Annotated in this window: 8 protein-coding genes; 3 read left to right on the top strand and 5 right to left on the bottom strand. The window is 61.8% G+C overall.

Features of this window, described 5'->3' with window-relative positions; all coding sequences use genetic code 11:
* Positions 1-7: 7 nt before the first annotated feature.
* Together NKJ32_RS29605 and NKJ32_RS29610 are read right to left on the bottom strand one after the other, a co-directional pair.
* Complete coding sequence (locus tag NKJ32_RS29605; RefSeq protein ID WP_352455525.1) at positions 8-1,126, bottom strand: transporter substrate-binding domain-containing protein; 1,119 nt, start codon at positions 1,124-1,126, stop codon at positions 8-10.
* Positions 1,071-2,285, bottom strand: a complete 1,215-nt coding sequence (locus NKJ32_RS29610; RefSeq protein WP_352455524.1) for a trans-sulfuration enzyme family protein — start codon at positions 2,283-2,285, stop codon at positions 1,071-1,073. The genes NKJ32_RS29605 and NKJ32_RS29610 overlap by 56 nt, the downstream gene beginning before the upstream one ends.
* Positions 2,286-2,364: 79 nt before the next feature.
* Here NKJ32_RS29610 and NKJ32_RS29615 point away from each other — a divergent pair, with 79 nt between their 5' ends.
* Positions 2,365-3,261 carry a LysR family transcriptional regulator gene (locus NKJ32_RS29615; protein ID WP_352592692.1) on the top strand — a complete coding sequence of 299 codons (897 nt, stop codon included), beginning with the start codon at positions 2,365-2,367 and terminating at the stop codon, positions 3,259-3,261.
* Positions 3,262-3,334: 73 nt separating this feature from the next.
* Here the strand turns inward: NKJ32_RS29615 and NKJ32_RS29620 are convergent, their stop codons facing one another.
* Both NKJ32_RS29620 and NKJ32_RS29625 read right to left on the bottom strand, forming a co-directional pair.
* Positions 3,335-3,721 (bottom strand): hypothetical protein, encoded by a 387-nt coding sequence (locus tag NKJ32_RS29620; RefSeq protein WP_352579053.1) that lies wholly within the window; start codon positions 3,719-3,721, stop codon positions 3,335-3,337.
* A 396-nt stretch (positions 3,722-4,117) separates the two neighbouring features.
* Positions 4,118-4,249 carry a hypothetical protein gene (locus NKJ32_RS29625; RefSeq protein WP_352786768.1) on the bottom strand — a complete coding sequence of 44 codons (132 nt, stop codon included), beginning with the start codon at positions 4,247-4,249 and terminating at the stop codon, positions 4,118-4,120.
* A gap of 324 nt (positions 4,250-4,573) precedes the next feature.
* Here NKJ32_RS29625 and NKJ32_RS29630 point away from each other — a divergent pair, with 324 nt between their 5' ends.
* Positions 4,574-5,221: a helix-turn-helix domain-containing protein gene (locus tag NKJ32_RS29630; protein ID WP_352637941.1), complete on the top strand. Its 648-nt coding sequence runs from the start codon at positions 4,574-4,576 to the stop codon at positions 5,219-5,221.
* Positions 5,222-5,330: 109 nt separating this feature from the next.
* On the opposite strand, the gene NKJ32_RS29635 is transcribed toward NKJ32_RS29630, so the two are convergent.
* Complete coding sequence (locus NKJ32_RS29635; RefSeq protein ID WP_352464053.1) at positions 5,331-5,513, bottom strand: hypothetical protein; 183 nt, start codon at positions 5,511-5,513, stop codon at positions 5,331-5,333.
* 1,047 nt (positions 5,514-6,560) lie between these two features.
* On the opposite strand from NKJ32_RS29635, the gene NKJ32_RS29640 reads away from it, so the two are divergent.
* Positions 6,561-9,947, top strand: a complete 3,387-nt coding sequence (locus tag NKJ32_RS29640) for an acyl-[ACP]--phospholipid O-acyltransferase (RefSeq protein WP_352829696.1) — start codon at positions 6,561-6,563, stop codon at positions 9,945-9,947.
* The last annotated feature ends 905 nt before the right edge of the window (positions 9,948-10,852 follow it).

Below are 10,852 nucleotides of genomic sequence, written 5' to 3' on the forward strand. Positions count from 1 at the left end.
ATGCAGCTCAATCCCAAGGGAAAGGATAGTTGAGGCCGCCGTCCTTCCACAACGCGTTCAGGCCGCGCTCGACCTTCAGCGGGCTGTCCTTGCCGAGATTGCGATCCCAGATCTCGGCGTAGTTGCCCATTTGTTTGATGACGTTGTAGGCCCACTTGTCGTCCAATCCGAGCGGCTTGCCGAAACCGGGCTCCTCACCCAGCACGCGTTTGACTTCCGGACTGCCCGAGGCAAGCTTTTCATCGACGTTTTGCGAGGTGATGCCGTTGGCCTCGGCCCAGAACAGCGCATTGAGTGTCCAACGCACGACGTCGAAAAGCTGATCGTCACCCCGGGCGACCGCGACTCCATTGGGTTCGGCGGCCCTGCCGACCCGGATGATGTCGTAGTCGTCCGGGTTCTTGGCCACCGAGGCACGCTGTCCTGCTGCCGCGGTGCCGTCGGTGACGTAGGAATCGCAGCGGCCGCCAAAGAAGGCGTCGCGCGCTTGAACGGTCGAGTCGTAATAGACTTTCTCCATCGCGATCCCGAACTCTTCCTCGGTTTCCTCGATCGCTTTCTCGGTCAGGCTGCCACCGCCTTGCAGGCAGACGGTCTTTCCGTCCAGCAGTTTGGGCTCGGTGATGTTATCGGCCTTGCGCACGAGCATGCCGTCCGTGTCGTAGAGATTGATCCAGACGAAGCGGACAACCGTATCACGACTGTAGGTGATGGTGGATGTGCGCGACAGAACGTCGATTTCCCCAGTCTGTAGCGCAGCAAAACGCTGGCCTGCGTTAAGGGGCACGTAACGGATCTTGTCTCTGTCGCCGAGGATGGCGACCGCGAAAGTGCGGCAGATGTCGGAATCGAACCCGCGATAATACCCCTTCTCGTCCGGCCGGGATAGACCGGGCACGCCCTGGCTGGCGCCGCAGCTGACATAGCCGCGCTCCTTGATCTTGTTGATTACCGCCTGCGCGCTGGCGTCCACGGCGCCCGTAGTCAGGCTGGCCAATCCTATCGCCAGACCCGTGAGCCATTTCAGACCTTGATGTTTCATAATCATTCCCCTTGTCGTTGAGTTGTCGTCATTCTGCGGCGTTGACGTCGGCCGCGGCGGTTCCGTTGCGCCGGGCTTCAGCAAAAAGTTCGAAGGCCTGAGAAAGGTCGGCCAGAAGATCTTCGAGCGCCTCAAGGCCGATCGACAGGCGCCAGACCGGGCCGGGCTTCAGCCAGTCGAGGCTGGCGCGGCCCTTGCGGGGATCGCTGACGGCAATCAGCGAATGCACGCCGCCCCAGCTTGCGCCGAGCCTGAACAGCCGCAGGCTGCGCAGAACATCGGATTGCAGTGGCGCCAGTTCCGGCCGCAGCACGAAGGAGAACACGCCCGCCGATCCGGCGAAGTCACGCTTCCAGACCGCGTGGCCGGGATGGCCAGGCTCCGCAGGATGCAAGATCTGCGCGACTTCCGGGCGCCCCGACAGCCAGGCGACAATCTTGCGCGCTGTACCGTCGGCGTGGCGCATGCGAACCGGCATCGTCATCAGGCCGCGCTCGCACAGCGCGCAATCCTCGGGCGAGACGCCATAGCCAAGGAAACGCGCTGTATCCTTCAGGCGCCGGAACAGGGCATGGTCATGCACTGCGAGCGAGCCCATCAAGAGGTCGCCGTGGCCGCCGGCGTGTTTGGAAAGCGCCTGCATCGAGATGTCGACGCCATGAGCGAGCGGCTTGAACAGCAGATGCGAGGCCCAGGTGTTGTCGGCCGCAACGAGCGCGCCGGCCTTGTGGGCCGCGGCCGTGATGGCTGGCACATCCTGAACTTCGAAGGTGGCTGAGCCAGGCGATTCTGCCCAGACCAGCCGCGTTCTGCCGTCGATCATGGCCGCGATACTTGCGTCCAGCCGTGGATCGTAGGAAACCGCCTCGATCCCGAGTGGGCCGAGAAAACGCTCGGCCATGTCGCGCGCCGGGCCATAGAGCGTCTCCGGGATCAGAACGCTTTCGCCGCCACGGCAGACAGCCATGGTCGCCAGCGTCATGGCCGCCATGCCCGACGGGACGACGAGAGCCCGCGATCCGCATTCCAACACGGCGATATGATCTTCGAGCTGCCGGCTGGTCGGTGTGCCGTAAAGTCCGTAGCTGAACCCGTCGTACAGACGCTCGACGCGAAGCTCGAACGATTCCAGATCGTCAAAGACCACGGTCGAGGCTCGCTCGACCGGCATCGCCACCGCCTGGAACGGTTCCTCCGAGCGCTTGGGAGGATGGACATGTGAAGTGTCATCGCGTCGGTTCATAGGCGCAGCTTAGCCGGCTCACCCATTGCCATCTATGACCGCAGCGATAAAGTTAATTCGCTTTTGATATGGGCTGACTATGAACCTGCGCGACATCGATGTCTTCAACGCGATCATGATCACGCGCGGTGCCGGCGCGGCGGCCGCGCTGCTGGATACCTCGCAGCCGGCCATCAGCCGTTCGCTAGCCAAGCTAGAGGCCGAACTCGGCTTCAGGCTTTTCGACCGCATTCGTGGCAGGCTGGTGCCGACACGCGAAGGGGAGTTGTTCCATGCCGAGGTAAAGGCCAACCTGGTCGGGCTCGACCGGCTCAAGCTGCGGGCGGCCCAGATCAAGGAGGTCGGAACCGGTACCATCCGCGTCGCCTGCCTGTCGGCACTCGGGCATGGGCTGGTGCCGCGCGCCATCGTAGCGTTCTCACGCCGGCATCCGCAGGTGCGAATCAGCTATCAGGTCCGCACCTCCAATATCGTGCGCGACCTGGTGGCCTCTGGCAGTTTCGATATCGGGCTCGCGGCCGACGAGGTCGATACCAGCGGCGTGCTGCACAGCATCTTCACCACGCCGCGCGCCGTCTGTGTAATGCCGACGAACCACCGGCTGGCGCGGAAGCAGATAATCACGCCGGCCGATCTCGCCGACGAGGCCTTCCTGGCATTGTCGCCGGAAGATACGGCTCGGCTCGCGATGGACAAGATCCTGGCCGCGCATGGGGTACGGCCGCGCATCCTGATCGAAACGCCCTACGGCCTGACCATCGCTATCCTTGCAGCGAAGGGCATGGGAATCGGCTTGGTCAATCCCTCCGTCATTGCGGACGGCATGATCGGCGGTATTTTGGCCAGGCCATTCGAGCCAGCCGTCAATTTCCGCGCGCTACTCCTGCGCCCGCCGGACGGCATCAATTCGACCTTGATCACCGACTTCATTGGCGAACTCTATGCCGCTCGCAATATGCTATCGAGCGAGGCATAGGCAACTGGCTCGACGCCTGGTTCTAGCTGCACACGAATGCCATCGACGAGAAGCAGGACACGCAATCCCGGTCCTATCCCTCCCCCATCGTCGAGCGGAGAAGAGCTTGCATATGCTCTGCCAAGTCGAGCTCACCGCGCGCCTCGATCTTCAAAAGATATCGGGCCTTGGACCGGCGATCACCTTCCCTGACCGCAGGATAGGCGCATACAGCCAGCAGCGCCCTTTCCTCAGCCCGGCTGGCTCTGTCGTGGTCGCGGTTACTGCCGCCCATTTCGTGGATCGCCTTGCCGAATGCCGCGTACGCTGCCTTGTGCGCATTGATCAGCGCCCGCAGATCGCGGGACGGTTCCCGGTCCTCCCGTCGCGGCTTTGTGGCGAAAGCCGATGCCGCAACCGTCGAGGCGACAACGGCGCTGGCGGCGTTGAGAAGCAAGGCGCGGCGATTCATCCTGGACATGGTGAACTCTCCTCTTCACGTCATGGCAGGCTGCCAGAACGATGTCGTAGGATCGGCCAGCTGCGCTTCCACAGTAGCATGACTGCCGGCGCGTTCATGTCAGGATGGATGGTAACGTTGGATGCGTTGCAGCCAGAGCATAGCTGGCGCGACTGCGCGGGTCGGCATCTCGCGAACTGTTCAATCAATTGTCCCTCGGCCTCGCCACCCAAGAAAGGATCGCCATTCCCGAAAAACTCCATAACTTCGAAGAATTGCGATCCCTTTCGGCGCGGCTCACGAGGCGTCCTCGGCGGTGATGGCTTTCATCACCCGTTCGTCCACCATCGTCCGGGCCTCGTTAAGATGGCCTGCCAAGTGCCTTGCGACGACGGCGACCAGCGAAAGCCGTTGGCTTCAGCGCCCACCGGTCGCCTCGTCGGGCTTAGCCGGGAAGATCATCTGAATGCGAGCCATGTCGACGTCGATGATGTCGACGGCTCTGATTCCGATCTTGGCGATCTGGCTTTCGTTTGCCCACTCCTGCATCCTCACCCGTGATTTCAGTCGCGATTGCAGGCGGCGGATTTCGGCCCGGTTGCCGACCTGTCGAAACCGCGTTTCCGTTGCCAGTGTGCCAGTATGACGGCTGTCGACCGACGCTGATGATTGCGTGCTCCGACAATTTCAATGCGGCACAAGTCGGCAGAAGCATGCGCAAGTTCCCGAGAAGGCGGGCGCCGCGTAGGCACGCTGCCGGCCTTCACCGCTTTCCCAGCCAAGCACTAGGTAGTTTCCCGTAGGGATAGAACCGAATTTCGCGACCTGCTGATTCGCGCGATTGCTGTGCTACGGATCAACCGGGAAACAGCCATGCACGCCCAATCGAGCTCCAGAATTTCACTGCCGTCGCACGGCTTACAGTCGAGCCTGCCTACGGCATTCGATCCGACACTGCTACAGCCGGTCAGCTTCTTTCGCTGCGGTTCGGAAATCTATGCGCAAGGTGAAAAGGCCGGAGCCTTCTATCAGGTCGAGTTTGGCGCCGTGCGTGTTTACCGCCTGCTTGCGGACGGTCGCAGGCAGATAAGTGCCTTCCATCTGGCCGGAGAGACATTCGGTTTCGAAGCCGACACCACCCATCATTTTTTCGCCGAAGCCATCAACGCCGTGGGTGTCCGCGTCTTCCGCTTTGCCACTGGTGCGGATCTCTCCCGTCAGCTGCTGCCGTTGGCTCTCAAGGGCCTGACGAGAGCGCAGGAACATCTCTTGGTTCTCGGCCGTCAGAATGCCATCGAACGCGTCGCCGCGTTCCTGGTCGACATGGCGGAGCGGCAGGGCGGCTTGCGACAGGTCGAACTGCCGATGTCGCGCATGGATATCGGCGATTATCTCGGCCTCACCATCGAAACCGTGTCGCGGGTTTTCACCCGGCTGAAGGACAAAGGCGTCATCCGCCTGCTCAATCTGCGCAGCATCGAGATCATCAAGCACGACGTGCTTCATGCGATGAGCGAGTGAGGCTACTTGGTCACTTGCCGCGCGTGGCAGACCGTAAGCGTTGCCGCTTTTTCGACCGACTTTGGTCACTCGGGCTTCAATCGCCATGCGGCCTTGGCCAAGCGCGCAGCTAGGCCGCCTTCTTGATCTCCGCGACCTGAACGCCCAGTCGGAACGCCTGCCCGTCTGCAAACGAACGCGCGTAGCTCTCAGATGTAAAAGGGACCGTGGTGGTGGTGCCGTTGACCGTCACGCGAACCGACCACTCTTTGTCCCTAACAATTTCAACGGCATGTTGCTCATGCGCAGCCATGCATTCCTCCCAGAATGGTCCGTTGAGGATGGGAGGATAGCGTCGTAAAACTGGTTTGCATGCAAATAATCCGACACCGCGACGTCGAAATGTCGAAACACGCACAGCTAGGCTCAAGTCGATGGCCTCGCCTTGAGCTTGGTCGATGCAAGAGGACCACCACAGCGGCGAACTCACCTTCAAGGGCGACTGCGCAGTTCACGCCCCTGTCTGGGGAACACGCGGAACCAGGCGGACAAAAAAAGCCCCAGCGCTGGGTCGATGCGCCGGGGCTTTGGGCACGTACAAGCTACACCAACATGTCCGCATATGAACGTGCGCTAATAAAGTGAAGGAATGGTGAACCACGCATATGCCGAAGGGCGCACGCTAAAAGCTGGGGTGAAGCGCAGTATCAGTAATGACAAGTTTGCGCACTCTGATTGTCCCACCTTACTTTCGACCAAACGACGGGGTGAGGATGCGGGCAGTCTTATTGCTTTGATGACGTATGCCGTCACCGCTCATGCCGATGAAGCGAGCCGGCTCACTGACGCCGTCCTCGACCGGCTGCGAAAGACTGTCGCAAGACCGGCTGATTGTATCGAACCCGGAAACAGACCAACGCCGGCGCAACCTCACCCTGAAACCAAAAGACAATATCGATGACCTCCAACAGCTATGCTCCCAAGGGTTCAAGCGCCTGCAAACGTTGACCACGCCCACTTTCGCTATCGCCGCCTGGATGATGACGGCCGCATCAATTTCATGGGGCAAGCATAGCCGCCAAGGGGTTCTGCCCGATGGCCGCGACCAGGCTCGTGGATACCTCGAACCATCACCAAGACACCGCGAGACGCGGAAGAGGCAAGCCGCTTCATCAACCGGCAACACCGAAAGCTGCTGATCAATGTGAACCGCAGTAACGAAGCGTAATCGGGTTCCCACTACAAAAAGGCTCAAACCGCGCAAGACCGCGGATCGATCCGACCAGGATCTTCAACGGTCTGCCCAATGGAAGTCGCCGCTATGGAAATCCTCACGAACAACCCCACGAACAGTCATCTGATGACTTCACGGCGTTTTGCGCCTCTCTTCTGGACGCAGTTCCTGTCCGCCTTCAACGACAATTTCCTCAAGAACACGCTGGTTTTCCTTATTCTGTTCACCCTGGCGGCGGACCAGGCGGCATCACTGGTCACCCTGGCGGGTGCCGTCTTCATGGCTCCTTTCCTGCTCCTGTCCGCCCTTGGTGGCGAGATCGCCGACCGGTTCGACAAGGCGCTCATCGCCCGTCGGCTGAAATTCACCGAGATCGCCGCTGCGGCTGTCGCTGTCGTTGGGATCGCGCTGTCGTCGATCCCGGTGCTGATGATGGCGTTGCTCATGTTCGGCATCATCTCGGCACTGTTCGGACCGATCAAGTACGGCATCCTGCCGGATCATCTCGAGCGCAAGGAATTGCCCCGCGCCAATGCCTGGATCGAATCGGCAACCTTCGCCGCCATCCTCGGCGGCACTATCGCCGGAGGCGTCGTCTCGGCCGATGGCATAGGCGTCTCGGTCTTCGGGCCGATGATGATGATCCTCGCCATCGGTTGCTGGTTTGTCAGCCGATACATTCCGTCAACCGGTTCTGCTGCACCCGACCTCGTTATAGACCGGAACATCTTTCGCTCGACGTGGCGACAGGTCAACGGCTTGCGTGCCGACAAGCGGATCTGGCGCGCCGGACTGATGACGTCGTGGTTCTGGCTTATCGGGGCCATTGTCCTTTCGATCCTGCCTACGTTGGTCAAGGATTCGCTCGGTGGCGGAGAAATCGCTGTCACCGCCTATCTCGCGGTGTTCGCCGTCTCGATCGCGATTGGCTCTGCCATAGCCGCATGGATGTCGCAGGGCCGCATCGTGCTCTTGCCAGCCCCGGTTGGCACGGCGTTGATGGCACTATTCGGCTTGGACCTGGCCTGGACCATCTGGAGCATGCAGCCCTCGCCCAGGGCCGAAACGCTCGCAATATTCTTCGCCGGGCCAAACACGGTCCATGTTGCGATCGACCTTGCCGGCATGGCTATTGCCAGCGCCTTTCTTGTCGTGCCGACCTTCGCCGCAGTGCAAGCCTGGGCGCCCGAAGCCAGCCGCGCTCGCGTCGTCGCCGCCGTGAGCATCGTCAATGCAGGCTTCATGACGGTGGGCGGCATACTTGTCGCCGCGATTCAAGCAGCGGGCGTCTCCACTGGAGGTATCCTGTTCGGCCTCGCCGCACTCAACGTGGTCGCCGCCTGGCTGATGCTGAGATACCTTCCGACAAACGCCTTCCGCGATTTCGTTTCCATTCTGTTCCGAGCCTTCCATCGTCTGGAGGTGGAGGGGCTGGAAAACCTCAAGGCGGCCGGCCCGGCACCCATCCTGGCGCTCAACCATGTCAGTTTCCTCGACGGTCCGCTGGCCCTGACGCTGACCGAGGAAGAGCCCGTCTTTGCCATCGACCACACTATCGCCCAGGCCTGGTGGATGAAGCCTTTCCTCAAGCTCGCCCGTGCGCTGCCGCTCAATCCAGCCAAGCCGATGTCGACCCGCACGCTGATCAAGATCGTGCAAGGCGGCGATCCGCTGGTCATCTTCCCCGAAGGGCGGATCACCGTCACCGGCGGCCTCATGAAGGTCTATGACGGCGCCGCCATGGTGGCCGACAAGACCGGCTCGATGGTCGTGCCCGTGCGCATCGACGGGCTGGAGAAGAGCTATTTTTCGCGGCTGACCTCGCTGCATATTCGCCGCCGGCTGTTCCCGAAGGTCAAGGTGACCATTCTGGAGCCCGTCAAACTTGAAGTACTGCAGGATCTGAAGGGCCGGAAGCGCCGCGCCGCGGCGGGCGCTGCCCTCTACCAGGTCATGTCGGACCTCGTCTTCCGCACCCAGGACATCGACAAGACTGTGCTGGAGAAGATCATCCAGACGGCGAACGAACGCGGCATGAAGCAACTGGCCGTTCAGGACCCGGTCACCGGTTCGCTGAGTTACGGCAAGCTGCTGACAGCCGCCGCCGTGCTTGGCGAGAAATTCAAGAAACTCTATGCCGGCCAGCAGACGCTCGGCATCATGCTGCCCAACGCTAATGGCGCCTGTGCGACGCTGCTCGGCGTTATGTCGGCCGGCAAGGTTCCGGCGATGATGAACTTCACTGCCGGGGCAGCTAACATCCTCTCCGCTTGCAAAGCCGCCGAGGTGCGCACCGTGCTGACCTCGCGCGCCTTTGTCGAACAAGCGAAACTCGGCGCCGTGGTCGAGGAACTCGGCCGATCGGTCGACATCGTCTGGCTCGATGATCTGCGGGCCACCATTGGCCTCAGGCACAAGCTGCTCGGCCTTCTGCGCAAGAGCGCACCCCGGGTCGCCCGCAAGTCTGAAGATCCGGCGGTGATCCTGTTCACCTCGGGGTCCGAAGGCACGCCCAAGGGCGTGGTGCTCACCCACCGCAACATCCTGGCCAATGCCGCCCAGGCCGCCTCGCGTATCGACTTCCACTCGGGCGACAAGGTCTTCAATGTGCTGCCGATCTTCCATTCCTTCGGCATGACGGCGGGCACGGTGCTGCCGCTGATCTCGGGCGTGCCGGTCTATTTCTACCCCTCGCCGCTGCACTACCGCATCGTGCCGGAGTTGGTTTACGCCTCGAACGCAACGATCATCTTCGGCACCGATACGTTCCTTGCCGGCTATGCCCGCACCGCACACCCCTACGACTTCCGGTCAGTGCGCTACTGCTTTGCCGGCGCGGAACCGGTCAAGCCTTCGACGCGCGCGATCTATATGGAAAAGTTCGGCCTGCGCATCCTCGAAGGCTACGGCGTGACCGAAACCGCGCCGGTGATCTCCATCAACACGCCGATGTACAACCGGTCCGGCAGCGTCGGCAAAATCATGCCGGGTATGGAGTATCGCCTGGATCCGGTGCCTGGCGTCGAGGATGGCGGACGGCTGTTCGTGCGTGGGCCCAACGTCATGGCAGGCTATCTGCGCGCCGAGAAGCCGGGCGTGCTCGAACCGCTCGAAGACGGCTGGCATGACACCGGCGACGTCGTCGCCGTCGACGATGTCGGCTTCATCACCATTCGAGGCCGCGCCAAGCGCTTTGCCAAGATCGGTGGCGAGATGATCTCGATGGCCGCCGTCGAGGCGCTGGCGGGCGAATTGTGGAAAGGCTCGCTCTCGGCGGTCGCCGCCGTGCCAGATGCGCGCAAGGGCGAAAAGCTGATCCTCATCACCGAGGCCGTCAACGCCACGCGTGCCGAATTCCTGGCCTTCGCTAAGGCCAACGGCGCCATGGACCTGATGGTGCCCGCCGGAGTGCGCGTCGTTGCGAAAGTGCCCGTCCTCGGCTCCGGGAAGCTCGACTTCGCCGCCGTGACAAAGATGGTGCTCGGCGCAGAGATGAAGATTAACGCCGCTTGAGCACGTCCTACCAACGGCCGACGAACCAAGCTGGCCCGCTCTCCCGCGCAGTCCCATCCAGTTGCCGCCCGCGTAGGTAACGCCGATACTTCATTAGGTCCCGAAAATCACCGGATGCGCGGCAGCCGTCTCTGTCTGACCTTTGGAATCTTAAACATATAACTATGACGATCGCCGAACTCAGCACGAGCAGTTCTGGACTCTTTATGAACGCCTTCGGCTTGTTGCCCGCTCCCTGCCGAGAAAGGACCGAGCATGACTCCCATCATCGGGAAGCCCTAGCGAGCGTTGTCGCTCCATAATGAACCTTTGTCGATCGGCGACGTGGGCCGATCAGGGCAAGCGATCCGGCAGCAATACTGTGAGGCGAAGGGTATGCGGCATGCCCCGAACTTCCCTGCGCGCCGGTGTTCCACCGCGTGAAAAAAAGCCCGCCGCACGGTTAGGTGCGGCGGGGCGGAACGGGCGCTGTTGCACCAAGCGGGGGACTAGGGTGGGCGGGCTTGCCAGGTGCGCGCGGGCCGTAGGCAAACTTAGGCGCATGAGTTGCTATACGTCTAGCAACCGCCAGTTGGACTGGCCCGAAATCAGGGTTCCAGTGCCAAGGGACAGGACAGTTCCCGGAGCCCAGCCCGAGGGCCCGTCGGGGCCGGCTCCGTGCTCCAGCCTACCGGTTCAGATCCGAGCCGTGCCCACATCTTGAACAGGCAAAGCCGCGCACGCCTGTGAGGTACGAACCGCCGCTGATTTCAGTTGTGTGCGTCAAGTTCTGCAAAATGGCGTGGCATTGCGGTGACGTCGGCGTGTCCGCCGCGCAGCTCCCGTGTTTAGCGGAGCGGCGGACACATGACGGTGCTCAGGCGGCCAAGGCCCTCAGGCTCTCCTTCTTGTGCTCGCGCAGATGA

It is taken from the genome of Mesorhizobium sp. M0159 (assembly GCF_040322295.1).
GTDB lineage: Bacteria > Pseudomonadota > Alphaproteobacteria > Rhizobiales > Rhizobiaceae > Mesorhizobium.

Excerpts from the sequence above, each read along its gene's own strand:
- NKJ32_RS29610 (WP_352455524.1), bottom strand. The coding sequence starts at position 2,285 with ATGAACCGACGCGATGACACTTCACATGTCCATCCTCCCAAGCGCTCG.
- NKJ32_RS29615 (WP_352592692.1), top strand. The coding sequence starts at position 2,365 with ATGAACCTGCGCGACATCGATGTCTTCAACGCGATCATGATCACGCGC.
- NKJ32_RS29620 (WP_352579053.1), bottom strand. The coding sequence starts at position 3,721 with ATGTCCAGGATGAATCGCCGCGCCTTGCTTCTCAACGCCGCCAGCGCC.
- NKJ32_RS29625 (WP_352786768.1), bottom strand. The coding sequence starts at position 4,249 with ATGCAGGAGTGGGCAAACGAAAGCCAGATCGCCAAGATCGGAATCAGA.
- NKJ32_RS29630 (WP_352637941.1), top strand. The coding sequence starts at position 4,574 with ATGCACGCCCAATCGAGCTCCAGAATTTCACTGCCGTCGCACGGCTTA.
- NKJ32_RS29635 (WP_352464053.1), bottom strand. The coding sequence starts at position 5,513 with ATGGCTGCGCATGAGCAACATGCCGTTGAAATTGTTAGGGACAAAGAG.
- NKJ32_RS29640 (WP_352829696.1), top strand. The coding sequence starts at position 6,561 with ATGACTTCACGGCGTTTTGCGCCTCTCTTCTGGACGCAGTTCCTGTCC.